This is a genomic window from Kitasatospora sp. cg17-2, assembly GCF_054031055.1.
The window spans coordinates 5173544-5199607 of record NZ_CM132923.1 but is presented as its reverse complement, the minus strand read 5'-3'; the positions used below and the strand labels follow the sequence as shown (position 1 = coordinate 5199607).

General features: G+C 74.3%; 21 protein-coding genes and 1 pseudogene. 7 read left to right on the top strand and 15 right to left on the bottom strand.

Features of this window, described 5'->3' with window-relative positions:
• Positions 1-61: 61 nt before the first annotated feature.
• The 3 genes from ACW14Y_RS22020 to ACW14Y_RS22010 form a co-directional block, all read right to left on the bottom strand.
• Positions 62-1732, bottom strand: coding sequence for a hypothetical protein (locus tag ACW14Y_RS22020; protein WP_456983070.1), 1671 nt, complete (start codon positions 1730-1732; stop codon positions 62-64).
• Entirely contained in the window at positions 1729-2415 is a 687-nt protein-coding gene (locus ACW14Y_RS22015) for a SigE family RNA polymerase sigma factor (RefSeq protein ID WP_380308720.1), read from the bottom strand. Before ACW14Y_RS22015 ends, ACW14Y_RS22020 begins: the two co-directional genes overlap by 4 nt.
• Positions 2416-2631: 216 nt before the next feature.
• Complete coding sequence (locus tag ACW14Y_RS22010) at positions 2632-3663, bottom strand: hypothetical protein (RefSeq protein ID WP_402723158.1); 1032 nt, start codon at positions 3661-3663, stop codon at positions 2632-2634.
• A 10-nt stretch (positions 3664-3673) separates the two neighbouring features.
• On the opposite strand from ACW14Y_RS22010, the gene ACW14Y_RS22005 reads away from it, so the two are divergent.
• Positions 3674-3982, top strand: a complete 309-nt coding sequence (locus ACW14Y_RS22005; protein WP_402723157.1) for a hypothetical protein — start codon at positions 3674-3676, stop codon at positions 3980-3982.
• A 271-nt stretch (positions 3983-4253) separates the two neighbouring features.
• Positions 4254-5372, top strand: a complete 1119-nt coding sequence (locus ACW14Y_RS22000) for a DJ-1/PfpI family protein (protein ID WP_456983067.1) — start codon at positions 4254-4256, stop codon at positions 5370-5372.
• Between the two features lie 88 nt (positions 5373-5460).
• Here the strand turns inward: ACW14Y_RS22000 and ACW14Y_RS21995 are convergent, their stop codons facing one another.
• Entirely contained in the window at positions 5461-6258 is a 798-nt protein-coding gene (locus ACW14Y_RS21995; RefSeq protein WP_380389026.1) for a MerR family transcriptional regulator, read from the bottom strand.
• Positions 6259-6429: 171 nt separating this feature from the next.
• Between ACW14Y_RS21995 and ACW14Y_RS21990 the strand changes: the two genes are divergently transcribed.
• On the top strand, positions 6430-7278 hold the full coding sequence (locus ACW14Y_RS21990; protein WP_402723155.1) for an aquaporin: 849 nt from the start codon (positions 6430-6432) through the stop codon (positions 7276-7278).
• On the opposite strand, the gene ACW14Y_RS21985 is transcribed toward ACW14Y_RS21990, so the two are convergent.
• From ACW14Y_RS21985 to ACW14Y_RS21965, 5 genes and pseudogenes are all read right to left on the bottom strand, one after another.
• Positions 7275-8504 carry a hypothetical protein gene (locus ACW14Y_RS21985; RefSeq protein WP_456988224.1) on the bottom strand — a complete coding sequence of 410 codons (1230 nt, stop codon included), beginning with the start codon at positions 8502-8504 and terminating at the stop codon, positions 7275-7277. The two genes, ACW14Y_RS21990 and ACW14Y_RS21985, sit on opposite strands and share 4 nt — an antisense overlap.
• A 235-nt stretch (positions 8505-8739) precedes the next feature.
• Positions 8740-10023, bottom strand: a complete 1284-nt coding sequence (locus tag ACW14Y_RS21980) for an LPXTG cell wall anchor domain-containing protein (protein WP_380302235.1) — start codon at positions 10021-10023, stop codon at positions 8740-8742.
• Between the two features lie 273 nt (positions 10024-10296).
• Positions 10297-11187: pseudogene (locus ACW14Y_RS21975) on the bottom strand (NAD(P)-dependent oxidoreductase); the annotation flags it as partial.
• A gap of 149 nt (positions 11188-11336) precedes the next feature.
• Positions 11337-11750 carry a YunG family protein gene (locus tag ACW14Y_RS21970; protein WP_380302233.1) on the bottom strand — a complete coding sequence of 138 codons (414 nt, stop codon included), beginning with the start codon at positions 11748-11750 and terminating at the stop codon, positions 11337-11339.
• A 321-nt stretch (positions 11751-12071) separates the two neighbouring features.
• Complete coding sequence (locus tag ACW14Y_RS21965; RefSeq protein ID WP_380302231.1) at positions 12072-12635, bottom strand: GlcG/HbpS family heme-binding protein; 564 nt, start codon at positions 12633-12635, stop codon at positions 12072-12074.
• 288 nt (positions 12636-12923) lie between these two features.
• Between ACW14Y_RS21965 and ACW14Y_RS21960 the strand changes: the two genes are divergently transcribed.
• From ACW14Y_RS21960 to ACW14Y_RS21945, 4 genes are all read left to right on the top strand, one after another.
• Positions 12924-14246: a sensor histidine kinase gene (locus ACW14Y_RS21960; protein WP_456983063.1), complete on the top strand. Its 1323-nt coding sequence runs from the start codon at positions 12924-12926 to the stop codon at positions 14244-14246.
• Positions 14243-14887, top strand: a complete 645-nt coding sequence (locus tag ACW14Y_RS21955; protein ID WP_456983061.1) for a response regulator — start codon at positions 14243-14245, stop codon at positions 14885-14887. The genes ACW14Y_RS21960 and ACW14Y_RS21955 overlap by 4 nt, the downstream gene beginning before the upstream one ends.
• A 599-nt stretch (positions 14888-15486) precedes the next feature.
• Positions 15487-16137 (top strand): TetR/AcrR family transcriptional regulator, encoded by a 651-nt coding sequence (locus ACW14Y_RS21950; RefSeq protein WP_380302225.1) that lies wholly within the window; start codon positions 15487-15489, stop codon positions 16135-16137.
• A gap of 564 nt (positions 16138-16701) precedes the next feature.
• The gene (locus ACW14Y_RS21945) at positions 16702-18069 is read left to right on the top strand and encodes a hypothetical protein (protein WP_456983059.1); all 1368 of its coding nucleotides are present in this window, start codon (positions 16702-16704) and stop codon (positions 18067-18069) included.
• Here ACW14Y_RS21945 and ACW14Y_RS21940 read toward each other — a convergent pair.
• From ACW14Y_RS21940 to ACW14Y_RS21915, 6 genes are all read right to left on the bottom strand, one after another.
• On the bottom strand, positions 18020-20161 hold the full coding sequence (locus ACW14Y_RS21940) for a tetratricopeptide repeat protein (protein WP_456983057.1): 2142 nt from the start codon (positions 20159-20161) through the stop codon (positions 18020-18022). The two genes, ACW14Y_RS21945 and ACW14Y_RS21940, sit on opposite strands and share 50 nt — an antisense overlap.
• Before the next feature lie 194 nt (positions 20162-20355).
• Positions 20356-21111, bottom strand: coding sequence for a type I-E CRISPR-associated protein Cas6/Cse3/CasE (locus ACW14Y_RS21935; RefSeq protein WP_456983055.1), 756 nt, complete (start codon positions 21109-21111; stop codon positions 20356-20358).
• Complete coding sequence (gene cas5e / locus ACW14Y_RS21930; protein ID WP_456983053.1) at positions 21108-22028, bottom strand: type I-E CRISPR-associated protein Cas5/CasD; 921 nt, start codon at positions 22026-22028, stop codon at positions 21108-21110. The genes ACW14Y_RS21935 and cas5e overlap by 4 nt, the downstream gene beginning before the upstream one ends.
• Positions 22025-23371, bottom strand: a complete 1347-nt coding sequence (locus ACW14Y_RS21925) for a type I-E CRISPR-associated protein Cas7/Cse4/CasC (protein ID WP_456983051.1) — start codon at positions 23369-23371, stop codon at positions 22025-22027. The genes cas5e and ACW14Y_RS21925 overlap by 4 nt, the downstream gene beginning before the upstream one ends.
• 74 nt (positions 23372-23445) lie before the next feature.
• Complete coding sequence (gene casB / locus ACW14Y_RS21920; protein ID WP_456983049.1) at positions 23446-24009, bottom strand: type I-E CRISPR-associated protein Cse2/CasB; 564 nt, start codon at positions 24007-24009, stop codon at positions 23446-23448.
• Positions 24002-25618: a type I-E CRISPR-associated protein Cse1/CasA gene (locus tag ACW14Y_RS21915; protein ID WP_456983047.1), complete on the bottom strand. Its 1617-nt coding sequence runs from the start codon at positions 25616-25618 to the stop codon at positions 24002-24004. Before ACW14Y_RS21915 ends, casB begins: the two co-directional genes overlap by 8 nt.
• Positions 25619-26064: the final 446 nt, after the last annotated feature.

Below are 26064 nucleotides of genomic sequence, written 5' to 3'. Positions count from 1 at the left end.
CGGCCTCGTCGCGGGTGGGCGGCCGCCGAGCCGCGGGCCCGGGCGGTCAGGGCCCGGGCGGTCAGGAGTCGGCCGCCGCCGTGAACCTCGGCTGGATCACCACCGGCGGCGCGTCCCGGCCGTCGCCCCTGGCCCCCACGACCACCGCGAAGTCGGCGTTGGGCTTCCAGTCCTCCGGGACGCTGACCTGGAACTCCAGGTACTTCGACTCGTGCGGACGGATCAGCCGTTCCAGCAGCGAGGTGTCGACCACCAGCTGCCCGTTGCCGTCCGGCGCGACCGGGAGCCGGCGGACCCCGACGCCGGCGCCGTACCTGGTCTCGACGACGGCCCTGGCCGCGTCCGCGCCGGTCAGCACCAGGGTCGGCACCACCGAGGCCAGCGGCGCCGCCCCCGGATTGGCGATGGTGATCGCGAACGCGCTGGGCCGCCCGCCGGCCACCCCGTCGCTCGGCGTGAAGTTGAGCCTCAGCTCCGGCGCCATCCGGCTGGCCGCCGGGGCGCTCGTCAGCAGCAGGGGCGCCAGCGCCGACCCCTCCTCGAACCGCTCCGGCGTGGTCGACAGCACGGCCAGGGCCTCGATCAGCAGCGTCCCCTCCGCGCTGTCGATCGAGGGGTCCAGCCGGTAGCGGAGCGTCCGGGAGGCCCCCGGGCCCAGCGGGAACGCGGCCGCGTCGCCCGAGGCCAGGTAGGCGCCCGAACCCACGGTCAGCGGGACATCCGTCCAGCCGCCGCCCTCCTCCTCGCGCTGGAGCCGGCCGCGCACCGACCGGCCGGAGCGGACGGCGCCGGTGAGCGTCCGGACCGACACCACCGGGGCCACCGCGTCGAACAGCCGCTGGGTGGTGTTGCGCCAGATCACCGAGAAGGTCGTCGGGCCGGCGCCGACGATCGCCTCCGTCCCCGTCAGGCCCTCGAAGCTCAGCGCGACGCCGTCGCCCCGGCGGACCGTGCCCGAGGGCGCGGGCGCCGCCGAGGACGGTCGGACGGACTGCCCTCCGGCCGCCGCGCCACCGGGCGGCGGGGAGGGTGCTCCCGCCCCGGTCCCCGGCGGTGCGGGGGCCTCCCCCTCCTGGTGGGGCAGGATCGGCGCGGTCCCGGTGCCGGCCCCGGCGGCGGTGCCCGGGGCGGCGGCCGACGGGTCTCCGGACGTCCCCTGGGCCGCTCCCCCGACCGGCTGGGCGGGGTCGTCGGCGGGCGGTGCGGGGAAGCCGGTCGGGGACGCCCCGTCGGCGCCCCGGGTCGGCACCGGGTCGTCGCTCATCGTCGCCGCCGGCGCGTCGTCGCCCTTGTCGGCGAGCGTGTCGCTGGGGACGGTGAGCACGCCGACGATCATGGCCGCGGCGAGCCCCATCAGGGGCAGGCCCACCAGGTAGGCGGGCCGCCTGCGGTTGCGGGGCCCCTTCGGCGGATCGGCCGGGCGCAGGTCCTGGGCAGTGATCCGGGCGGCGCGGGCGGCCAGGGCCTCCCGGAGCCGCCGTTCCATCGGCGACTCGCCGCCGACCGGGGCGGTGACGCCGGTACCGGCGCCGCCCGCCGCACCCCGGTTGCCGCGCGGGCCGTCCCCGTCGGGGCGCTGCGGGTCGGGGCGCTTCGAGCCGTCGCTGTCGGGGCGCTGGGGGGCGGGGCGCTTCGGGCCGTCGCCGTCGGGGCGCTTCGGAGCGGGGCGCTGCGGGTCGGGCGCGTCGCCGGTCGGTTCGTGGTCGGACGTGGGACGCCGGTCGTCGCTCATCGGGCGTCCCCCAGCTTCCGTTCCAGGGCGTCCAGGGCCCGGCTCGCGGTGGACTTCACGGTGCCGCGCGACACCGCGAGGATCTCGGCGATCTCCGACTCCGACAGGTCGGACCAGTAGCGCAGCACCAGCACCTCGCGCTGGCGCGCGGTCAGCTCCTGCAGGGCCACCAGCACCCGCCGGTGCTCGTCGTGGAGGACGGCGTGGTCCTCCGCCGAGGGCGCGTCCGCCTCGTGCGGCGGCACGTACTCGCGGGCGGTGCGGCGGCGGCGCAGCACCGAGCGCGCCCCGTTGACCACGGCCGTGCGCAGATAGGCCAGCGCGTTGTCGAGGTCGTCGAGCTCGTCTCCGTGCCGTTGGTACAGCTTGGCGAAAGCTTCCTGCACGACGTCCTCGGCCTGGTCCTGATGGTCGACCAGCAGGACGGCGAGCCGGACCAGGCTCAGCCGGTGCGTGAGGTAGAGCTCGGTCAGCGTCGGCCCGGCCTCGCGGGTCCGGCCACCGCCGGCCAGCAGCCGGAACCCGGCCCGGCGCTGGCCGGCCGTCTGCGCGGCGACCGGGACGTCGAGGATCTCGCCCGCGCCCTGCGTCTCCCGGGCCCCGAACAGCAGCGCCAGCAGCCGACGGAGGCCGAACCCCCGCTCCTGGGCGGCCTGGGCGGCCCGCCCGATGGCCATGGACATCCGTCTTCGCTTTCCCCCCGACCGCGGCCCGGCTCCCGCCGGTGCGTCAGGACATCGTCAATGGGGTGGCGGGCCCGGTCGGACGACCGGGCCCGCCGAGCAGGTCGTACCGGCCCGTCGTACCGGGCCTGGCGTGCGCCGGCCGGTGGACGCCGGTTCGCCGGGTCGTGCGCCGGACCGTCGGTGCGCGGTCCGGCGCGGTCCGGACGACACGCGCTAGGAGGTCGCCTTCGGCGTGTCCTCCGCCATCCAGGTGATCCTCGGCCGGGCCTTCTGGGTCGGGAGGGCGCCGCCGTCGGCCGTCCCGCCGACCGTGAACTCCAGCCCGCTGCCGGCGTTCCAGCCCTTCGGCAGGTTGAAGCGGAACGGGTAGACGGCCGTCTCGCCCGGCACCAGCACCCGGGTCAGCACGGTGGTGTCCAAGCGGACCTGGCCGTCGGCGTCGAGCGCGCCCGACAGCCGGCGCCACTCGCCGTTCACCAGCACCTCGGCGGAGAGGTCGCCCGGCACCAGGCCGTGCGTGGTGTTCCGGCCGAGCGGGTCGGTCACCCTGACCACCGGGACCACCAGGTGGTTGCCGGTGGCGTCCAGGTTGGACAGCTCCACCCGCAGCTCGGAGGGGATCCGGCCGACGGTCATGTCGGTCGCCTTCGTCGCCGAGAACAGGACCGGCTGGCCCGTGGTCACGTTCATCCGCGCCTGGGTGCCGCCGACCGACACCGCCTTGGCCCCGCGCCCGACGTAGGCGTCGGCCTGGATCGGCAGCCGGCCCGACATGCTGTCGGCCCCCAGGGTCAGGCGGTAGCGGACGGCCCGGCTCTCGCCCGGGTCGAGTGCGAACGCCCCCTGCTGGGGCCCGCTGTCCACGCCCTTCTGGTCCGGCTTGACCTCGCGCCACTCGTCGATGTCCTTGCGGTCCAGCATGCCCTTCGCCGTCGCACCGAGCCGCGCCACGGCGGCCGGGTAGTCGAACGGGAGCACCCGGACCACCGGGACGATCTCGTCGAAGCGCCGGTCGGTGGCGTTGCTCCAGGTCACCTCGAACTCGAAGTAGCTGCCGCCGCCGCGGATCTCCCAGGCCCCGCTGAGCGAGCGGATCGCGACGTCCACCCGCTCGCCGACCGCGGAGGGCATCTCCTCCGGCCAGTTCGGGGTGGCGCCGGTGGTGGGCGCCGGGCCACCGCTCGGAGTGGTGACCGGGGCGGGACCCGTCGTGGGGCTCGCGGGGCGGGCGGTCCCGGTGGGCACGGGCACGTCCTTGGGGGGCTCGGCCGGCTTCGGCGCGGCGGACGCCGAGGCGCTCGCCGACGCCGGCCCGTTCGCGGTGGCCGGCGCGGTCGGCGCGGCCGGGACGGATCCCGCCGGTACGGCCGACGTGCTGCCCGCCGGGCCCGGCGTCCCGGCCGGGGCGGTCGCACCCGGTGCCGACGCCGCCGCGGGCGACGTCCCCTCCGGGGCGGACCGCGCGTCGGCCACCGGTGCGACGAGTGCCACGCCCGAGGGTGCCGCAGCCGCGGACCGGGCCGGCCGGGCGCCCGCGCCGGCCTCGGCCGGAAGCAGCGCGTAGCCGGCCGCACCGGCGACGACGGCCGCCAGCGGAACGGTCCTGACGAGACGCCGGACAGTGGACGGACGCATGGTGGGTTCCCCGTGGTAGTCGGACTCGGCCGGTTGAGCGAGACCCGGCACCGGTGCGGTCGTGCCCGCGCCGGATCGGCCCTCACCCTTTCAGACGCCCATCCTCGCCAGGAGTTGTGGGTGCTTCGAAGGAAATTTCGAACTGGCCGGAACGGCTACACTCACCGGAATTCCGCCACCACCCGTCCGCAGGGGGTCCCATGGCCGAGCAGTACCCGACCGGTCCGACGACCGCCGTCGGCGCCACCGCCGTCACCGCCGTCACCGACCCGGCCGCCGACCCGGCCTCCGGCACCGGCACCGGCCCGGTGGCCGTCAGCATCGGACGGCGGCCGGAGCCGGTGCACGAGGTCGCGGTCTACGCCTTCGACGGCATGACCCCGTTCGAACTCGGCGTCGTGGTCGAGGTGTTCGGCCTGGCCCGGCCCGAGCTGAGCGGACTGCTGGCCGCCCCCTGGTACGGGCTGCGGGTGTGCGCCGACCGCCCCGGCACACCGCTCCGCTCGGTCGGGGGGTTCACCCTCACCGCCGAACACGGCCTCGACGACCTCGCCGCCGCCGACACCGTGGTGGTCCCCGGCGTGCCGAACGCCTTCGGCGGGGCGGTCTCCCCCGCCCTGGTCGAGGCGCTGCGCACCGCGCACGAGCGCGGCGCCCGGATCGTCTCGATCTGCTCCGGGGCCTTCGCGCTGGCCGCCGCCGGTCTGCTCGACGGCCACGAGGCCACCACCCACTGGCGGTACGCCGAACTGCTGCGGCAGCGCCACCCGGCCGTCCGGGTCAACCCGGACGTGCTCTACGTGGACAACGGATCGGTGCTGACCAGCGCCGGCAGTGCGGCCGGGATCGACCTCTGCCTGCACCTGGTCCGACGCGACCACGGTGCCAGGGTCGCCAACAGCGTGGCCCGCCGGTTCGTCGTGCCGCCGCACCGGGACGGCGGCCAGGCCCAGTTCATCGAGGCCGCCGTCCGGCCGGTCGAGGAGGAGGACGACGGTGTCGCCCGCTCGATGCAGTGGGCGCTGGACCACCTGGCCGACCCGCTCACGGTCACCGGGCTGGCCCGGGCCGCCCGGATGTCCGACCGCTCCTACCTGCGTCACTTCACCGCCCGCAACGGCACCAGTCCGATGCGCTGGGTGATCAGCCAGCGCGTCGCGGCCAGCCTGCCGCTGCTGGAGGCGCCCGAGGGCACCGTCGAGGAGATCGCCGGAGCGGTGGGGTTCGAGAGCGCCGCGACGTTCCGACACCACTTCGGGCGCGTCATGCGCACCTCCCCGACGGCCTACCGCCGCTCCTTCGGCCGCGGCGCGGCGTGAGCCCTCGGCGCGACGGGACCCCGCGGCGCGGCGCGGCCCCCGCGCGGGCCCGGGTCCCCCGTGGGCCCGGCCCCCGCGCCGCCCGGAGTCAGCCCTGCCCACCCGTACGGAAGGCCGCGTTGGCGAGCATGGCGTCGTGCAGCCACTGGGCCAGGCCCGGGGCGAGCTGCTCGTAGACCGAGGTGAACCTCGGGTCGGCCACGTACATCCCGGCGAGGCCCCGGTGGATCTCGTAGGTGCAGTCGTAGAAGTTGTCGCGGATGTGCTGCCGGTGCGCCTCGGCGAGGTCCATCGCCGGGCCGCCGTCGGCGGGCTCGCCGGCGGTGAACAGTTCGGCCAGGCGGGCGTTGAGCGCGTCCGCCTCCTCCTTGATCCGCTGCCAGTCGCCCTTGCCGTAGCCGCCGGTGCGGCGCTGGGACTCCGCCCAGGCCGGGGTGTCGCCCCAGCGCTGCTCGGCCTCGGCCTCCCACTCCTCGCGGTAGTGCTCGCCGAAGAGCTCGAACTTCTCCTCCGGGGTCAGCTGAATCCCCATCTTCTCTGCCTCCATGGCGTGTTCGACGGCCGCGGCCAGTTTCTGGAGGTGGGCGATGCGGTCGGTCAGCAGCTGGTGCTGACGCCGCAGGTGCTCGCTCGGGCTCACCGAGTCGTCGTCCAGAACGGCCGCGATCTCCTCCAGGGGGAACCCGAGTTCGCGGTAGAACAGGATCCGCTGCAGCCGGCCGAGGTCGGCCTCGTCGTACCGGCGGTAGCCGGCCGGCGTCCGGCCCCGGGGGGACAGCAGGCCGATCTCGTCGTAGTGGTGCAGGGTCCGGACGGTCACCTTGGCGATCCGCGCCACCGCGCCGACCGTACGGCCGGTGCGGCCGTCCTCGTCTCCGCTGTTCATCGGGGTACTCCCTTTCTGCTGACCACGACCCTGCCTCCTCCCGTTGCGTGAGGGTCAAGTCCAGTGTCGGGTGCCGGTGGAGGAGTCTCCGATCCGGCCGGGCCGGGCGGGCGCCGGTTTGTGGGGTCCGGCCAATTGCCGGAACGGGGGGACGGCCACCAGCATGTGCGCGTGACCACGCCCGTACCGTCCGGAACGCCACTGCCGAGGCCGACGCCGCCGACCGACTCCCCGCCACCGGCCCTGCCGCAGCCCGATTCCCCGCAGCCGAACTCCCCGCAGCCCGACTTCCCGCCGACCGCCGTCCTGGCGACCGGTTCCCCGCCGGCCGCCGCACCTCCGCCGGGCCGCCGACTGGCGGCGGAACTGGTCGGCACCGCGCTGCTGGCCGTCGTCGTGGTGGGCTCCGGCCACCAGGCGGACGCCCTGACCTCCGACGCCGGGCTGCGCTTCCTGGCGAACGTCGGCGCCTCGGCGGCGGCCCTGACGGTGCTGATCACCCTGTTCGGCCCGGTCTCCGGCGGGCACCTCAACCCGCTGATCACCGCGGGTGCCTGGTGGACCGGCCGGGGCACCCCCGCCGGGCTGCCGCTGCGCGAGGCGGTCGGGTACGCCGTCGCGCAGACGGTCGGCGCGGTGGCGGGCACCGGACTGGCCGACGCGATGTTCGGACACCCCGCGTTCCGGCCGTCGGCCCTGCCGCGCGGGAGCGGCGCGCTGTGGCTCGGCGAGACGCTGGCCACCGGGACCCTGCTGCTGGTGGTGACCGGGGCGACGGCCGCCGGGCGGGGACGGCTGGTCCCGGGGCTGGTCGGGCTCTGGGTGGTCGCGGCCTGCTGGTCGACCTCCTCGGGCGGCTTCGCCAATCCGGCCGTGACCCTGGGCCGGGCGCTCACCGACGGCTGGACCGGGATCGCGCCCGGCTCGGTCCCCGGCTTCGTCCTCGCCCAGTGCGCGGGAGCGGCGGCCGGGATCGGCCTGGCGGCGCTGCTGTTCGACGGCCGGGAGCCCGCACCCTAGGGTGCCTGGACGCTCGCCGTCGGCCTGGGCGCCGGGGGCGGCGCGGTCCGTCGACGGCCGTTCCGCCGCCGGCCCGTCCGCTGCTGCGGGAGGCCGCCACCGGGGCCGCCGTCCGGACCGCCCCGGCCGGGGGGACGGCGGCCGGAGCCGCGCCGCCGCTGGGCGGGCAGGAGCAGCACGCACCCCGCCGACACCACCACGAAGGCGAGCCGGACCAGTCCGCGCGCCGGGTCGGACGGCAGGAACAGCGTGCCCCCGTACAGCGCGACCAGCGCGATCCAGCTCCACCAGGGCACCAGCCGCCGCTGCCCCACGGTGTCCCAGAGCAGCGTGCCGAGCATGATCGACGCGGTGTAGTAGGTGTAGACGCTCGGGTCGAGCAGGATCCGGGCGTCCGCCCCGAGCAGGACGACGGCCGGCCAGCGGCCGCGCCACACCGCCAGACTGCCCAGGCCCAGTCCCAGCGCGAACTGCGCCGGACGGTCCCACCAGGGCGTCGTCGGATCGGTCACCCCGAACCAGCGCAGCGCCGAGGCGGTCTGGTTGGGGATGGTGAACTTCGCGGCCGCCACGGTGTCCAGGTCACCCAGGTAGAACGGCAGCCAGGCGACCGCCACCAGCCCGGCGAACCAGAGCCCCGTCCGCAGCCACCTGGCCCTGGGCAGGGCGAGGATCAGCGGCGCGAACGCCAGCGCCCACGGTTTGGAGTCCACCGCCAGCGCCAGGAACACGGCGAGCGAGGTGGCCCGGCCCCGGCTGAGCTCGTGCGCGGCCAGGGTGGTGAAGAACAGCGCCAGCACGTCGTCCAGGTGCGCGAAGCGGACCGACACCTCGACCCACATCGGGATGAACGCGAGGCCCGCGACCAGCAGCCGCTGCTGGAGCCGACGGTGGTTGGTGCCGGTGCCCAGGTGGTACTGGGCGGCTGTGCGGCCCACCAGGACCAGCATCGCCAGCCCGAGACCGGACATCACCGCCTCGGCCAGCACCTCGCCGGCGTGCCCCGGGAACGGTGCGAACAGCCGGGCCACGGCCAGACTGACCGGGCCGATCTGCAGTTCCGGGTGGTGGGCGTAGAGGGCGAGACCGCCGTCCGACCGGTCGCTGAAGAGCAGTTCCTCGCCCTGGCGCAGGTAGTGCCAGGAGAAGCCGCCGCTCGGCTCGACCAGCAGGAACCAGAGCACCGTCCAGGCCAGCAGCAGGACGTGGTGTCTGCGCACCGGCAGACCCGCGATCCGGCCGGTGGCCGCCTCGTAGTCGGTCCAGGCCCGTCCCGGCCGCCCCGACCGCTCCCGGCGCCCCGCGCCCGTTCCACGCACCCCAGTACCTCGTCCGCCGTGCCGCCCCCTCGGCCGGTCATCCTAGGCGACCGAACGGAACCGCCCGTGCCCCCGGGGTACGGGGTCACGGGCGGTCCGCTTCAGGCGGTGTGCCTCGGCGCGGTGCCGGGGCGGTCCGGGCTCAGCCCTGCTGCGCGGTGCGGCGGCGGCGGAGCACGACCAGGGTGCCGACACCGGCCGCGAGGACGGCGCCGCCCGCGATCGCGATGGCGGTGGTGTCGTCACCGCCACCCGTGGTGGCGAGCGCCTTGTCCGCGTTGGACTTGGCCTTGGCGACGCCCGCCGGGGTGATCGGCAGCGGCTTGATCTTCGGAACGCTCACCGGGAAGTCGATCGGCCCGGCGGCGTCGTCCTGGGTCGGCGCGGGGCTCGACGGGGCGGCGGTCGCGGGCGCGCTCGGCGAGGTGCTCCCGCTCGGCGTCGCGGTGGCGCTCTCCGAGGGCGAGGCCGAGGTCGACGGGGTCGCGGTCGCCGACGGGGTGGCCGTCGTCGAAGGCGTCGTCGACGGCGTCGCCGTGGTGGACGGGGTGGCGGTCGTCGACGGCGTCGCCGTGGTCGACGGCGTGGCCGTCGTGGAAGGCGTGGCCGAGGTCGACGGGGTCACCGGCGTGCTCGGGGTCGTCGACGCGCTCGGCGACGGCGAGGTGCTGGTGCTCGGGCTGCCGGTCGGCTTCACCGTCGGGCTCGTGCTGGGGGTGGTCGGCTTGGTCGTCGACGGCGTGGCGGTCGGGCTCGGCTTGACCGGGCCCTCGGCCACGATCTTGAAGCGCTTGCCACGGATGCCGTCGCAGCTGAACTCGGCCTCGCCGGTCGGGTTCTTGCCCTCGGCCTCGGCGGAGAAGACCACCGGCACCACGCCGGCGTTGCCGCGCGGCGCGTCCTTGGCCACGGTGACGCGGACGGCGACCGTCAGGCTGCTGCCCTTGGTGACGGCCAGCAGCGAGTCCTCGAAGTCCGGGTTGCCGTCGCCCTGGAGCTTGGCGAGCAGGAACAGCACGCCGTCGTCGTCGGACTCGGCGCCCGGCGCGGCCCCGGCCGGGTGCCAGGCCTTGGTCTTGTCCAGCGCCTCGGGCAGCTGGTACTCGACCTTCAGGTCCTTCGCCTCCAGGGTGTCCTGGGCGTTCTTGAACTTGAGCAGCGGGTAGAAGACGAAGTCCGTCTTCGTGTTGTTGTCGATCGTGAAGCTGAACTGCTTCGAATCGCCACCGGCGACGAAGGTGCCCGGCACCCCGTCCAGCGACAGGTCGAGCTGGCGGTGGGCGGCCTTGTCGGCCTGCGGCGCGGCGGAGGCCGAGGGCGAGCCGGTGGCGGCGGCGACAGCGCCCTGGGCGCCGGTGAGGGCCATCGAGGCGGCGAGCGCGGCGGCGCCGGCCAGGGCCAGACTGCGAGGTATGGAGATGGACAAGGGAAACCTCACGAGAGTGTCCGGGCGCGGCCCGGGAGCGCGGGTGGACCCGGCGGTTGTCCGAGCCGCGATCCCCCCGCGAAGGCTGAAAGTCCGACGGAGACTACCGAAGGCCCCCGCCGTCCCGGAAGGTGGGTGCCGGTTTGGAACGGCACCAGGGCGTTTTCTGTCCGGTTGGACCGACTCTGCGACGGAAAGGGCCTTTTGCCCTCCGCCGTACGGGGGTTGCGGGTGCTTGGTACACGGTGGGGGAAAGTGCGCCTCGCGGGGGAGCTACGCCGGGAGCCCGGCCCGTCGGCGCGCGACCGCCGCGACCGCCGCCCAGTCCTTCTCGCCGTCCCCGTGCGCGAGCGCGTCCAGGAACGCGTCCCGCAGCACACTGCCGAACGGCAGCGGCACCCGCGCCGAGGCGCCCGCGGTGAGCGCGAGGTCGACGTCCTTGAGCCCCAGCGGCAGCTTGAACCCGGCGGGCTCGTAGCGGCGTTCGGCGACCATCGCGCCGTACCCGGAGTAGACCGGGCCGGGGAAGAGGGTGCCGCTGAGCATCTCGATCAGATCGGTCGGCCGGACCCCGTTGGCCTCGGCCAGGCTGCACGCCTCCGCCATCGACTCGATCGCGCAGGCCAGCAGGAAGTTGGTGCTGATCTTGGCGGTGTTGGCCTGGGCCGGGCGCTCGCCGAAGTTCCAGACCCGCCGGCCCATCGCGGCGAGCAGCGGTTCGGCCGCCGCCAGCGTCCCGGGGGTCCCGGCGGCCAGGATGTTGAGCTCCCCGGCGGCGGCCACCGGCGGACGGCCGAGCACCGGCGCGGCGACGTACCCGATGCCGTGCTCGGCGTGCAGGGCCTCGGCCCGCTCGGCCAGGCCGACCGAGACGGTGGCCATGTTGACGTGCAGGGTGGCCGCGGCACCCACCAGCAGGACCGGGTCGAGCAGCAGCCGTTCGACGGCCTCGTCGTTGGCGAGCATCGAGACGACCGCGTCGGCCGCGAAGACCTCGGCCAGGCCCTCGGCCGCCTCGGCGCCCAGGGCGACCATCTCGGCGACCGGCTCGGGCGAGCGGTTCCACACCCGGACGGTGTACCCGGCCCGCAGCAGGCTGCCGGCCATGCCCCGGCCCATCGCGCCCAGTCCGACGAAGCCGACCGTCGTCCCGCTCATCGCACACTCCCGCTGTCGCCCGGCGGACGGACCGGTCGTCCGACCACGAGCAACCGACTGTACGTCAGCCCGTCGGCCCGTCGGCCGACCTGATCGGGCTCACGGGGGGTCGGGCGACCGGGCCGTCGGGCCGAGGGCCCTCGGGCCGGGTGCGGTCAGGCGGCCGCCGCGCGGTGCCCGTCCGCCGCTACCGCCTCCAGCCGCGCGGCCACCCGGTGGCGCAGCAGCTGGTACTGGACCTGGAGCCGGCCCGGACGCTGCGGGCGGGCGACCGGGCGGCCGGGGCCGACCTCCTCGTCCGGGCCGAAGCGGGAACGCGTCATGTCGACCTCGGCACCGGCGGCGGACCGGTTCCACCAGTGCAGGTCCGTCCGGACCCCGCCGACGTACACCTCGCCCATCATCAGCTCGCCGCCCAGCAGGTCGTGCACCACCAGGGCGGTCGCCCGGCACTGGCCGTGGGCGGGATTGTCGGGACGCCAGTGGGCCTGGTCCTCGGGCGCGCAGGTGTCGACACCCCAGGAGGAGCGGATCGCACGTTCGATGTCGTTGAGGGTCCACGCCGTCATAGCGGGAAGCCTGCCACGCGGCACCGACAGCGGCAGCGGCTTTTCGGCCAAAGTGCCCGTGTTCTGCGACGACCCGGGTGACCTTCACCCGTACGGGGAGCCCGTGGGGCACCGGCCGGGGGGCCGTTCCGGGGCTGCCGAAGCCCCGACCGCCACCCGGACGGGCCCGCCGCTGGTGCGGGCGCGGGCGCGCTGCGGGTGCGGGCGCGCCGCGGGTGCGGACGCGGGCGCGCTGCGGGTGAAGCGGGCCGGTGCGCGCCGGAGCGGTCGGGGGTCCGCTCCGGCGCGTGCTCCGGCCCCGCGTCCTTCACCCGCCGGGTGTCACTTGCCGAGCGCCTCGACGCCCGCCTGCGCGAACTGCTCGTCCAGGTCGCCGCTGGGGGCGCCCGCGACACCGATACCCGCGACCGGCGCACCCTTCGACTGCACCGGCGCACCGCCGGCCAGGAACAGGGTGCCCGGGATGTCCTTCAGGTTCGGCGCCTGCGCGAGCCGCTTGGCCAGCTCGGAGGTGGGCGCGTTCCAGGAGACGGCGGTGAAGGCCTTCCGCACGGCCGACTCCGGCGACTGCGGGCCGGCGCCGTCGCCCTTGAGCAGCACCCGGGTGACACCGTCACGGTCGACGACCGCCACCGAGACCTTCTGACCGGCCTTGGCCGCCGCGTCCAGGGTGGCCTGGGCGGCCTTGGTGGCGGCGTCGATGGTCAGACCGGTGGTCTGGGCGAGGTTCTTGTTCTGGGTGTCGGCCTTGACCGCGGCGGCGGCGACGGACGGGGTGTCGGTGGCGTCGGCACTGGCCGAGACGGCGCCGAGGGTGGCGGCGGCCAGCGCGGCGGCGGCGACGGTACCGGTCAGCACCTTGGTGCGAACGGAGATCTTCTTCATGGTCCGGCTCCTCGTCGGATGGTGTCGCTGGGAACGGAATCGATCCTCCGGCGACGGCCCCCGCCACCGCATCGGCGGTCCGGACAGCTCCCGCGGGCATGATGGACGACGGACCCGTCAGCCGATCGGCTGATGCGTCCCCGGACCGGACGGGTCACCATCGAGGGATCGCCCCGGCCGGGGCCTCGGCCGGCACCGCGACGGACCGTGCGGACCACCGGCCACCGGCCACCGGCCACCGGCCACCGGCCACCGGCCACCGGAAACGAACGAGCGAGGAGCGGCCCCGTGCACCACCCCGGCCCCCCGCTCGACCCCGACGCCGGCCGGCTGGCCGTCCTGCTCGACTCCGCGTTCCTGCTGCTGCTCGCCACCTCGCTGAGCCGCTTCCTCACCCACCACCCGGGCAGTCCGCGGATCCCCTGGGTGCTCGGCCTGAGCATCGCGCTGGCCGTCGTCCAGCCGCTCGGCTCCTGGCTCGCCCACCGCCGCCCGCCCGCCCCCGGGCAGCGTCGACCCGCCTGGCCGCTGGCCGTGGTGACCGTGCTCTGGGTGGTCCTGGTGCTGCTCGCGCCGAGCTTCTCCTGGTGCGCCGTGCCGCTGGTCTACACGGCCCTGCGCACCCTGCCCACGCGCGCGGCCATCCCCCTGGTGGCGGCGCTCACCCTGCTGGTGGTGGTCGGCGAGGTCCGGCTGCCCGGCGCGACCGACGCCAACCTCCTGCTGCTGCCGCCCGCCGTCGCCGCACTGGCCACCGGTGTCTTCCTCTACATGGAGCGGCAGGCCGAACGGCAGCGGGCGCTGATCGCCGACCTGGTCCGCACCCGGCGCGAACTCGCCGCCACCGAACGGCGGGAGGGAACGCTGGCCGAGCGGGAACGGCTCGCCATGGAGATCCACGACACCCTCGCCCAGGGCCTCTCCAGCCAGCAGATGCTGCTCCAGGCCGCCGACCGCACCTGGGACGGCGACCCGGCGACCGCCCGGGGCCACGTCCGGACCGCCGCCGAGGTGGCCGCCCGGAACCTCGCCGAAGCCCGCCGCTTCGTCCACGACCTCGCGCCCGCCGAACTCGCCGACGGCCGCACTCTCGACCGGGCGCTGCGCTCGCTCGCCGAACGGGAGTCCGCCGAGAGCGGGCTGCCGGTCCGCTTCCACCTGGACGGCGCGCCGGTGCCGCTCCCGGCGGCCGCGCAGTCCGCGCTGCTGCGGATCGCCCAGGGCGCGCTCGCCAACGTCCGCGAGCACGCCGGGGCCTCGGCCGCGGCCCTCACCCTCTCCTTCCTCGGCGACCAGGCCGTCCTGGACATCGCCGACGACGGCCGCGGCTTCTCCCCCGACGACACCGCCCCCGCCGGGAGCCGGGGCCACGGCCTGCCCGCCATGCGGGCCCGGCTGCGCCAGCTCGGTGGGACCCTGACCGTGGAGAGCGCCCCCGGCGAGGGCACCGTCGTCTCGGCCGCGGTCCCGCTCACCCCCGCCGTTCCGCTCACCCCCGCCGTTCCGCTCACCCCCGCCGTTCCCCTCGCTCCCGATTCCCCCGATGCCCCCGATGCCCCCGATGCCCCCGATGCCACCGACCGTCGCCAGGGCCCAGGAGCCGTCCGATGAACCCCACCCCCGCCCCGTCCCCGGTCCGGCTGCTGGTCTGCGACGACCACGCGGTGGTCCGGGCCGGTCTGCTCGCCCTGCTGGCCAGCGCCGGCGACATCGAGGTGGTCGGCGAGGCGAGCACCGGCGAGGAGGCGGTCGAGCTCGCGGCCCGACTGGCCCCGCAGGTGGTGCTGATGGACCTCCAGCTCGGCGACGGCATCGACGGGGTGGAGGCCACCCGGCGGATCACCGCCGCCCCCGAGGCACCGCACGTCCTGGTGCTGACCACGTACGACACCGATGCCGACATCACCCGGGCGATCGGCGCGGGCGCCACCGGCTATCTGCTGAAGGCCGAACGGCCGGAGGAACTGTTCGCCGCGGTGCACTCGGCCGCCCAGGGCCGCACGGTCCTTTCGCCGCCGGTCGCCTCCCGGGTGATGGCGCAGATGCGGGCCCCGGCGCCGCAGCTCACCGAGCGCGAGACGGAGATCCTCGCCCAGCTCGCCCAGGGGCTCGGCAACCGGGAGATCGCCCGGGCGCTGTTCATCAGCGAGGCGACGGTGAAGACGCACCTGGGCCGGATCTACGACAAGCTGGGCGTCGACACCCGCTCGGGCGCGGTGGCGGTCGCCAAGGAGCGCCGCCTGCTGCGCTGACGCCAGCGAATACCGACAATCCGTTCGGAATATCGGTATTCCGAACCGCCGGGCCGCAACCTCCGCCCCGGATCCCCCGGCACCCGAACGACCGATCCCATCAGCCGCTTCCGGCTGTCCCCGGCCGTCCCTTGGCACCTCTTGCCAACCGGACGGCCATCCCCGATTGTGGATGTTTCATGGATGAGAGGTATTGACAAACCAACCATGCGGTTTGTTACCGTAACGATCAACGACGCCCCACAGCAAAGGGGGCCTGCCGGGCCTGTGCGGAACGCTCTCGCCGGAGAGTGCTGCCAGGGGGGACGGTGGAGTCCGGGGTGGTCGGGGGGAGCGGCGAACAGCCGCGCGTCGACGCGGCGCGGAGCGGGTCCGGGGGACTCGCTCCGCGCCTCCCTGCTTTCCGAGCCCATTCCGGACCTCCTGCGGACCTCTTCCGGAGCCCTTTTCGCCGCCCCGCCCGTCGCTCCGTCCGCCACTCTGTCCGCCGCTCTCCGTCATGGCATCCCTTTTTCGGCCTTCACCACCGTCCGCACTTCACACCCCTCCAGGTAAACTGCACCGGGTAGTGCAACACGCCGAGGAGGGGAACCCGCCCGATGAGCACAGCGAACCCGGCACCGACCACCGGCTCACGCCGCATGCCCGAGAAGCGCCGGGCCATCGCCCGCGCGGCGAGCACGGTGTTCGGCCGCGAGGGCTACACCCGGGCCAGCGTCGACGCCATCGCCTCCGAGGCCGGCGTGTCCAAGCGCACCATCTACAACCACTTCGGCGACAAGGAGAAGCTCTTCCTCTCCGTCGCCCTGGAGACCGCCGGCGAACTCACCGAGATCATCGCCGGCCTGGCCGACCGCCATCTGCACAAGATCGTCGACCTGGAGGCCGATCTCACGGCCTTCGCCGTCGACCGCGCCAAGGCCGTCCTCGCCGCCGGCGAGCACTACGCCCTCGGCCGCACCATCCGCGCGGAGGCCGGCAACATCCCGCCCGACGTCCTCGCCGCCTGGCTCGCCGCCGGCCCGCTCGCGTCCCAGCGCGACCTGGCCGACCACCTCGTCCGCCTCGCCTCCCAGGACCTGCTCACCCTCGGCGACCCCGACCTCGCCGCCACCCACTTCACCCTGCTCACCTTCAGCGGCGCGGCCGACCAGTCCTTCTACGGCGCCGTCCCCATCTCCGACGCCGCCCTGCACACCACCGTCACCACCGGAGTCCAGGCCTTCCTCCGCCTCTACCCCCGCCCCTGACGGCTCGGGCGGCCCGGGCGGCTCGGGCGGCTGCGGCGACCGGACGGCCGGGGGTTCACCCCTCGACGCGATACGTTGGAAGTTCCGACTCCAAGATCGGACACGACGGCGGCAGGGGACTCGGACCGGAAGGGCTGGGAGACAGCGTGGGCGAGGACCTGAAGCACTGGGTTCGCGTACCGGTGGGGCCCGACGCGGCCCGGTGGGCCACTCGCGGACGGTGCCGGCGGGTCCTGCTGGTCGTCCACAACGTGACGGCGGCGACGCGGCTGATCGATGTGCTTCCACTGTTCCGCGACGACCTGCGGATCCAGGTACTGGCGACCTGCACCGGTTCGTCGCCGTTCCAGTCGGGCGTGGCGGAGCTGCTGGCTTCGGTGGGCGTCCCGGTCCTGCCCTGGGAGCAGGCCCTCTCGACCCCCGCGGACCTGGCGATATCGGCCAGCTTCGGCGGGCAACTCGACCAGCTCAAAGGCACGTTGACGGTCCTCTCGCACGGTGTCGGATACAATAAGACGCTCACCGCACCGGACACCGGACACCGGACACCGGACACCGGACACCGTGTTCGGTCTCGGGCCGGAGTGGATCCTCACCTCCGCGGGCGCCCCGATCGCGGACGCCATGGTCTTCTCCCACCCCGAGCAGATCGACCGGCTCGCCAGGTCCTGTCCCGAGGCCCTGCCGACCGCCGTACTGGCCGGCGATCCCTGCTTCGACCGCATCCTCGCCGCCCGGCAGCACCGGGACCGGTACCGGCGGGCGCTGGGGGTACATCCCGGGCAGCGCCTCGTCCTGCTGAACTCCACCTGGAACCCGACCTCGCTCTTCGGTGACTCCGGCCCCGAGGACGTCCTCCCGCTCCTGCTGCCCCGGTTGACCTCCGAACTCCCCGCCGACGAGTACCGGGTGGCGGCCGTCCTCCACCCGAACATCTGGCACGGCCACGGCCCCGGCCAGATCCGTCTCTGGCTGGACCGGGCCCGTCGGGCCGGGCTCGCCCTCGTCGACCCGCTCGAAGGCTGGCGCCAGGCACTGATCGCCGCGGACGTGGTCCTGGGCGACTTCGGTTCGGTCAGCTACTACGCCGCCGCCTGCGGAACCCCCGTCCTGCTGGGGGCCGCCGACCCGGAGGCCCTGGGGACGGAGTCACCCGTCGCGGCGTTCGTGCGGTCCGCGCCCCGGCTCGATCCGTACCGGGCGCTGCCGCCCCAGCTGGACCGGCTGCTGTCCGAGCACCGCCCCGCCAACGGGCCGACGGAGCTGACCAGTTCGGCCCCGGGGGAGTCCGCGGCCCTGCTCCGCGGCCTCTTCTACCGGCTGATCGGCATCACCGAGCCGGCCGCCCCGGCCGTGCTCGACCCGCTGCCGCTGCCGCCGTACGAGCCGCCGCTCCGCACCGCGCCCCTGCTCGTCCACACCCGTACCGCCGCGGACGGGACCGTCGCCGTCCGGCGCTACGCCGAACCCCGGCACGAACCCGACGACGCCGGGGCCGAGGGCGCCGGGGCCGAGGGTGAGGCCGGGAGTCACCTCGCCGTGCACGAGGACACCCTCGATCCCGGCGTGCTGGAGTCGGCCGACATCGTCCTCCGGTACGGCGAGGCCGACGACCCCCGGTTCGGCTCGCCCGGGGAGTGGGCGGCCGAGGTGCTCGACCGGTACCGGTCCGCCTCGCTCGCCGCCTACATCACCGGCCCCCGCGAGTGCGAGGTGCTGCACCGCGGCGGACTGCGGTGCCGGCTGACCTCCGACAGCGCGGGCGACCCGGCCGTGCACGCCTCGGCGCTGCTCGCACGACTGCACTCCGGCCCCGCGGCCGTGGCACCGGCGCCCACCACCCTGACCGTCGCAACCGGCACCCACCTCGCGCGGGTCCGCATCACGATCGACCGGGAAGGCACTGGGCGCGCAGCCCGGCCAGGTAGGTGAGGTGGACGGTGGCGTTCTCCTTGCTCAGCAGCGCCACGGCCTCGTCGACCAGTGGCAGCGCCCCGCTGCGGTCGGCCGCGTCGAGGTGCAGCTCGGCGAGATCCGTCAGCACCCGGGCGGTGTTGTAGCGCTCGCCGCTCTCGCGGAAGAACTCCCTTGCCGTGGCCAGCCGTTGATCCGCCTCGTCGAACCGGCCGAGCCCCCTCAGCGCCCGCCCCCGGTGCCGGTGCAGCAGCGCACGGGCCCGGGGCACATCGGCGGCGCCGTCGTCGGCCGGGCCGATCCGACCCAGCAGCCCGTCCGCCTCCTCGAAGCATTCCAGGGCCTGCCGGAACCGCCACTGCCGCAGCCGCAGCAGCCCCAGCGACTCGACCGCCGTCGCCCGGCCGCGCGCGTGCCCGGCCAGGGCCTCGTCCGACGCGGCCGACAGCAGCTCGCGCTCCGCCTCCTCGTCCTGCCGCAACTCCATGAGGGCGAAGGCGAGTTGGATGCGCATCCGGCCGGCCGTCCGAGTCCCGGGGCAGTGCCGGCCGGCCGTACGGGCCCCGGCCCTCAGCGCGGGCAGCAGAACATCGTGGCAGCCGGCCTTCAACTGCGCGGCCCAGAGCGCCTCGACGGTCTGGCACACGGTGTCGAAGCGGCCGAACTCCTCGGCGGCGAGCACGGATTCCACCAGATTGCCCGCCTCGGCGACCAGCGCGGCGACCGCTGCGCCCTCGTCCTCGTACGGCCCCGGACCCAGCTCGGCGTACAGCGGGCCGAGGTGCCAACGTTCCTTCAACGCCGCGTAGTCGGCACGGACGGCGAAGCGCAGGTACCAGTCCGCGGCGCGGGCCACGGCCGCCGCGCAACCCGCCAGGCCGTCCTCGCGGGCCGCGGCCTCCTCCGCGTGCGCACGCACCGCCGGCCGGTACCGGTAGCGACCGTCCCCGGTGCTCTCCAGCAGCTGGAGCTCCGCCAGTTCGGCCAGCGCCCGCCCCGCGTCCTCCTCCGGGACCTCGGCCGTCGCCGCCACCGCGGCCGCGCTCAGCGAGGGCCAGGGCCGCAGCGACCCGAGCCGGTAGATCCGCGCCGCCTCCGCCCCGAGCCGCCGGTAGGCCTCCTCGGCGACCGCCCGCACCGGAGGCAGCGAACTCGGGGAGTCCGCCCGCTCGTCGGCGCCCAACGACCCCGTCGCCAGGTACGGGGCCACGGCCCGCAGCGCGAACGGGGATCCGGCACACCGCTCCAGCACCGAGGGAAGCGCGGCGCGGGCCGTCGCCATCGCGGACCGCCCCGCCAGCTCCGCCAGCAGCCGCTTGGCGTCCTTGTCGGACAGCGGCCCGACGGAGACGGCGACCGCGTCCAGCCCGGTGAGCGGACGACGGGCGACGACCAGGGTGAACACGCCGGGCGCCGCGGTGATCAGCGGATCGACCTGGGCCGCCGACTGCGCGTGGTCGAGCACGACCAGCAGCCGCCGGCCGGACAACAGGGAACGGAAGAGGTCGACCCGGTCCTCCACCGCGGGCGGAACGTACTCCGCCGGCACGCCCAGGCGCAGCAGGAAGTGCCGCAGGACCGTCGCGGCCGTCGGAGCGGTACTCGCCGAACCGCCCCGGAGGTCCGCGTACAAGGTCCCGTCCGGGAACCGGCCGGCCTCGCGGCCGCCCCAGTGGAAGGCGAGCGCACTGGTACCGATCCCCGCCGGACCGTGCAGCACGGCCACCTTCGGCAGACCGTCGGGCCTGCGGTCCGCCTCCCGGTCCAGCAGCGCCAACGGCCCCTTCCGGTCGGTGAAGAACCGCGCCGAGGCCGGCAACAGCCGCGGCACCCCGTGCGCCGCCGCCCCGCCGGCACCCCTGCCACTCATCACCGCGGCGAGCGCCCTCGCCTGCTCGGGACTGCGCGACGCCTCCGCCACGAGCAGCCCCGCCACCGCCTCCCGCTCGGCCTCCCCCACCGGCGCCGGCACCTCCCGCCCCACCACCCGGGCCACCAGCCCGCCCACCGTCTCCCAGGCCCGCTTCCCCGCCTCGTTGGCCATCCCCGCCCCGGCCGCACCCAGGAAAGCCGTCACCATCGACAACGACAGCGGATCCACCGCCCCCACCCCCGGTCCTCCGTGAGGCAGAGGTTCTCCAATGCCCCGACCTGTTGCATCCGGCCCCACGGTAGCCTGCCCCACCACCCCGCCGAAGGACCTCCGACCACCCCACCACCGGGGGAGGATCCGAACCCCCACCACCGTCCCGGCCCGCGCCCGGTGGGCGTCGAGCGCGCTCGACCGCGCCACCGGGCAGGGCGTCACCGGACCAGGATCAACCCGCAGCTGTACGCGCGGGCATGGCCGACGCCCTGGGTGAGCGCGGCCGTGAGTGCCTGCGGGTCGGTGACGGTCAGGGTGCCGCGAACCTCGGCCCGGGTGATGAGCAGGCCCTTGTGGGGCCCCTGGCTGGAGACCTTCGGCAGGATACGGAGAGCCAGCCTCTCGGTGTCCGCGTCCGCGCCGAACCGGACCACGCCGTCCGGGGCCACCGGTGGTTCCCCGGCCGGCTGGAGACGGCGGGCGAACCATGCCTTCACATGGTCCGGGCGGGTGTGCGACACCCGTACACCCCTGCCTCCGGTACTGCCGCCACCGGATGTCGGTGGCCCGGCCGGTCGGCTGCTGACCGGGTTGACGACGGTACGGAAGTCGAGCCGGTCACCGGTGCGGAAGGTGCGGTCCACCACCAGGCTGTGCGGCGGCTCGACCAGGGCCGCACGGGGCAGGCCGCTCCAGTCTCCGGGGACGGCGGACTGCACGACCAGGGAGAGCCGGGCACTGCGCAGGTCCACGGTCCAGCTGGACAGCACCTTCATCTGGGCCCGGGCGTCCCGGCTGCCGTCCTCCACCCAGCCCCGGAATCCGCTCATCACGGTCCGGTGCATGTCCTGGGCGTCGATCAGGGACTTCGCGGTGAAGGGGTGCCTGGCGTCCAGCGTGATCAGCGTGTGCGTGGTGACGAACCGGGCAGCCCTCCCGGCGGGGACGGGCTCGGTGCTGCGGGGGTTGTTCACGGGATGATGTCCCATTCGGTGGCGTTCGGAGCGATCGTGATGCGGTGCCGGGACTCCCAGCGCTGCCGGTGGACGGGGCCGTCGGCGAGGAACCGCCCGGGCTGGTCGCGGACCGGCCCGACGCCCGGCAGCGGTTGCGGGCTCTCGATCCAGGCCCACCGGGTCCCGCCGTTCTCCGGCGACGGGACCCGTTCGCCGTCGTCGGCGGACGGGAGCAGGGCCCTGCCCGCGAAGACCTCCGGCAGGGTGCCGGGGGTGAGGCCGACGAAGAGGTCGCCCGAGGGCGGACACGACTTGCGGCCCAGCCAGAGCAGGTGCTTCGGGTGTTCCAGCGCGTGCGCGATCCGTTCGAGCAGGGCGCGGTCGGCGTGCTGGAGGCCCACGAGGAAAGCCGCGTCGGACAGGTACCAGCGCTCGGTGATCATGGCGTGCCGGCTCACCTCCCCCGCGACCAGCACACCGGAGCGAGGGTCCGCCGCGATCTTCTTCGGCGCGCCGTACCAGGAGGCCAGCGCGTGGCTGCCGAAGGATGCGGTCGCACCGTCGCCGGTGTCTCCGACCGCTTCCCCGAGCGCCTCCACCACCGCCGCCCTGCGGTGGTCGGTCACCAGGTCGCGGGGCCGGACGGGATAGGTCCCGCCGCCGACGGTGTGGTAGTCCCGCACCGGTGTTCCGGGACGATCGGCGCGCACTCCGAAGAGGACGGACCCGAGTTCGTCGAGCGGGTCCTCCCGGTCGAGGCCGAGAGCTGCCGCGCAGAGCCCGATCACTGCCGACTTGGTGGGCCGGGTGTGGGTGTCGCGCTGGGCGAACCGGCCCTTGATGCCCCAGGACTGCAGCGGCCCGGCCAACCGGATCAGCAGCACGTGCTGCGGTGCCTCCCCCGCCTCCGCCACCGGGGCAGCTGCGTCGATCACGGCGTGAGGCCCTTCACGGAGTCCACCACGTCCACGACCCCCGTCAGCTCGGCGGCATCCAGCAGGTCGGCGATCTCCGGGGCATACGTGAGGACGCGGGCGGACCGCAGGTCCTCGCGCCGCTTGCTGACGAACAGATGGTGCCGGATCAGCCGCCGGACCGCCGCCTGCCCGGCCGGACCCTCGCCGCCGTCGCTCTCGGGGTTCTCGTCCACGGGGTTCTGGAACGCGGCGGCGTAGTTGTACGGGCGCTCGCCCTCGAACGCCAGCACCAGGGCCGGCAGCGATCCGGTGGAAGCGGTGGAGTTCTTCTTCGCCTCGGGGAACGCCTCCACGAACGCGTGGACGAACTCCTCCTCCGCCGCGGTCGCCGCCTCCTCCGCCTCCGCGGCCTCCATGCCGGCCCGGCGGAGATTGGCGCGCAGCTGCCGGCGGTCCAGGACGGCGTGCCGGTAGAAGGTCCCGGAGATCAGCGACTGGTACCCGGTCATGCCCGCGCCCGCGTCGTCCGCCGTGTCGAGGAAGCTCAGCGCGTTGCGCCGCCGGTCGAGCTTGGCGTCGTCCGCCGCTGCGTAGAAGTCCTCGATCTGCTCGGCGGCCTGCACGGTGAACGCGTGACCGGTCTGCACGGCGCCGTCGACATTGGGCGAGTCGGCGATCTCGGCGAGGAAGCGCCCGTAGAGGGCGATGTCCACGGCGTCCCGGGGTGCGATGGCGAGCAGGACAGCGTCGCGCGCGCTCTTCGGCAGAGCGGGAAGGCCGGCGGTGCCGGACGCCGCGCCGGCTTCGGCCTCCTGCCCCTCGGGCTCCTCCCCGCTCGTCGCCGCGCTGCGGCGCGGCTTCTTGGCGGGCTTCTTCTGAGCGGCGAGATAGCTGTCGCGCCACAGCCGGAGTTCGTCGGCGTTGGCGGCGATGTACCGGGCGATCCTGGTCCCGGCGTCGGCGGGCGCGAAGATCAGCACCTTGGTCAGGTTCGCCACCGTCTTCTTCGCCGGGTCGCCGAACTTCAGTCCGCTCGCCTCGATCACGGCGCGCGCGGTGATCAGCGCCTCTTCCTTGTCCCATCCGTGCCCGGACGCCAGTTCGGCCGCCGTGAGCAGTGCCCACTCCCGTGTCCGGGTCCCCATGCTCCGCCCGCCGAGGGCGCCGATCCCCGCGTTGGCGCGGTTGCGGGCGTAGACCCGTTCGGCGCGCCGCCGGGCCTGACTGGTGATCATGTGCCGTTCGAACCCGCCGTACACCAGGGACTTGGGCTGACCGTTCTCGTCCCTGACCGGGAGCACGGCGACGAGCGTCTCCAGGAGGTGGAGCGAGAGGAACGGGCTTCGGGCGTCTGCGGTCACGCGGTCGCGTCCTTCTGATCGGTCGGAGTGGTGCACGTGTCGTGTCTGGCTGGGCCCGGGCCGGGCTGGGCCGGTCAGTCCTGTCGCGTACTCCCGGGCGTCCGGCCCCGGTGGAACGGAGCGTGGAAGTCCACCGACCACCGGTACGGGATACGGGCCCTGCGGTCGTTCCAGAGGATCAGGTCCTCGGTGAGCTCGGCCCAGGACGGCGGCAGTTGGTCGCAGGACCGAAGCCGGACGACAGCGTGCTGCAAATGCCGCCAAGGCACCCGTCGGCTCACCACCACCCGGTCCACCAGCCGCTGCGCACCCGGATTGGCCGGGCCCCGGCCGACCCCGTCACCGATGCGCGCCGCAGCCGTCCCGAGGCTGCCGAAGCCGTAGGCGGGCGTCGAACGGCCCTGGTGGTAGAGCGCGAAAAGGAAGGCCATCTGCTCGAACAGGTCGCGGTGGGCCTCGCCGCCGTACCAGCCGGCCCGGATGTGCGCGTTCGTCCTGCCCCTGGCACGACGCAGGTCGGCGAGCGTGCCGTACTCGCGGTTGCGCACCAGGGTGGTGAGCCAGGCGACGAGGGCGGCGCTGTCGTGCGGGAAGGCTTCCTCGACGGGGCGGCCGTCGCGGGGATTGACCTCAGTCATGGGCGGTCTCCCCCCGGAGTTCGGCCGGGGCCTTGGGGTGGCCGATGTCGGTCTCGAAGAGTTGCAGGGCCTCGGCCCTGGCCTGGAAGCCGCGCTGGTTGGGAGGGAGGGTGTCCAGGCGGTAGAGCAGGTAGGTGCGGGCCAGGTCGGTGAGGGTCCGTGCGTACTCCTCGAGAGGAGTCGCCACCGGATCGTCGGGGTTGTCGAAGGCCTCGTCGATCACCGTGTCCAGCAAGTGCTCGAAGGGCTTCGCCGCTTCCGGCCAGAACATCCACCGTGCGTCGAACCGGGACATCTGCCGGACCTCGTCAGCCGGCCCCATCGCCGGGTGGAGCCGCTCCGAGGCGCGCAGGGCTGCCCGCTTGAGGCTCCACGCCAGGTACTCGGCGATACGCGAGCCCCGCAGGGAGGCCCGATAGAGGTGCGCCTCCATGGCTGGGGCGTACGGGAAGTAGCCGTCCGTCCAGGAGACCGGCAGGGTCTTGTTGGAGATGAGGCCGACCGCCCACAACTGGTAGGGCTCGGCGTGGCGTTCCTTGTCGGGCAACAGGGAGCGCAGCCGCTCGTAGAGTCCCGGCTGCCCCTCCTTCACCGCGCTGTAGAGCGCGTGCGCCTCCTGCCAGAGGGCACGGGTGGGCGACGGCCACAGCGGCTTGACCTCTCCTGCGGTGGTACGGCTGAACACGGCGTCCTGGAGGTGCGGCTCCGGGGCGAGGTCCAGTACCTCACCGGCGCCGACCAGCACCCGGTCGACCACGATCGCGCCGTCCGCATCGCGGGTCGGCCGCAGCAGGACGGAGCGGCCAAGTGCGCTGTGCAGATCGGCGGGGCCCTCCGGCACCCGGGGACAGGCCTTCGCGTCGAAGTCCCGTCGAGTGACGGAACCACTGGTCCACGAGGTGTTGAGCCCGCCTGGGTCCCCTTCCAGCGGATAGAGGTTGAGCCGCATGGTCTCGCCGAACGTACGCCCGAGCGGAACGACGCGGATCCGCCCCTGCAACCGACCGGTGGCCAGATTGGTGACGGTGGGTCCGAGTATCTTCCCGGTGATCCTCGCCCGCCCGTACGTCCCGTACACATGCTGGGTGAGGACGGCCCGAAAGGCATCGGCCGCGGCGAGCGGCTCGCCGTCCTCCAGGTGGTGGTGGTCGAAGAACTGGTTGTAGTCCCCGGCCCGCTCGATGACCAACTGCGCCGTACCGGTGCCGCTCTCCTCGAACGAGCCGGCAAGGAGAGAGTTCTGGCTGAGGGGCGTCTCGGGGTGGAACAGGTCCCAATGCTCGTTCGGCTCGCCGGCCAGCCATACGGCCGCTGCCCGGAGACTGCCTTCGATATACAGCCATTCCCGCCACTGCTCCGGGGTGGCGGGGCAGATACGGGAGGCGAAGCAGACGGCCATGAGAAACTCGATGACGGCCACGGTCTCACCGGGAGTGCGACAGTCAATTGTCGTCAAACTGTCTGCTTCGTCAAGGAGTTCGCACAACGAAAGCTTGACCGTCTCGCCGCCGGACGCAACAGCGGGAATACACGGCTCTCGCCTGGGGTCCCAAGTGAGGCGCGGCTCAACCGGGGCCGAAGGATGCGTTCGCGGCAAGGATCTGCCCATCACTTCATATGATTTGGCTTCTTGGAACGGGAATCGGCAATCCCGCGTTGAATCAGACGCTAGCACCCGGGATCGGACCGTGTAGCTGGAACGACCGGATTACTCGGCTGCCCGAATCGGGGCAACCGAGCACCGGACCGGCCCCGCACACGCGGGGAAACCCTACCCAGCAAGCTGCTGCTGCCGTCGACGGGCCATTCCCGCTGGATGCGGGAGTTCCTCTTCCGCAACGCGGTCAGGATGCCACCACGTCTGCACCCGACCCACAAGGTGAAGAAGGCGAGCCGTAGACTGAGACACTGCCGATTCAATCGGCCGTCCAGCCCGACTGATACCGGATGCCACTGCGCTCCGAGTCGGGTCCCACCCCGTTCGAGCGGGGCGGGACCCAACAGCCAGGCTGGAAGCCGTTCTCGAAGCTCTCGGTGCTTCGAGAGCGGCCCACC

Coding starts and splice junctions, on each gene's coding strand:
- ACW14Y_RS22020 (WP_456983070.1), bottom strand. CDS start 1,732: ATGAGCGACGACCGGCGTCCCACGTCCGACCACGAACCGACCGGCGAC.
- ACW14Y_RS22015 (WP_380308720.1), bottom strand. CDS start 2,415: ATGTCCATGGCCATCGGGCGGGCCGCCCAGGCCGCCCAGGAGCGGGGG.
- ACW14Y_RS22000 (WP_456983067.1), top strand. CDS start 4,254: ATGGCCGAGCAGTACCCGACCGGTCCGACGACCGCCGTCGGCGCCACC.
- ACW14Y_RS21995 (WP_380389026.1), bottom strand. CDS start 6,258: ATGAACAGCGGAGACGAGGACGGCCGCACCGGCCGTACGGTCGGCGCG.
- ACW14Y_RS21970 (WP_380302233.1), bottom strand. CDS start 11,750: ATGACGGCGTGGACCCTCAACGACATCGAACGTGCGATCCGCTCCTCC.
- ACW14Y_RS21965 (WP_380302231.1), bottom strand. CDS start 12,635: ATGAAGAAGATCTCCGTTCGCACCAAGGTGCTGACCGGTACCGTCGCC.
- ACW14Y_RS21955 (WP_456983061.1), top strand. CDS start 14,243: ATGAACCCCACCCCCGCCCCGTCCCCGGTCCGGCTGCTGGTCTGCGAC.
- ACW14Y_RS21950 (WP_380302225.1), top strand. CDS start 15,487: ATGAGCACAGCGAACCCGGCACCGACCACCGGCTCACGCCGCATGCCC.
- casB (WP_456983049.1), bottom strand. CDS start 24,009: ATGACTGAGGTCAATCCCCGCGACGGCCGCCCCGTCGAGGAAGCCTTC.
- ACW14Y_RS21915 (WP_456983047.1), bottom strand. CDS start 25,618: ATGGGCAGATCCTTGCCGCGAACGCATCCTTCGGCCCCGGTTGAGCCG.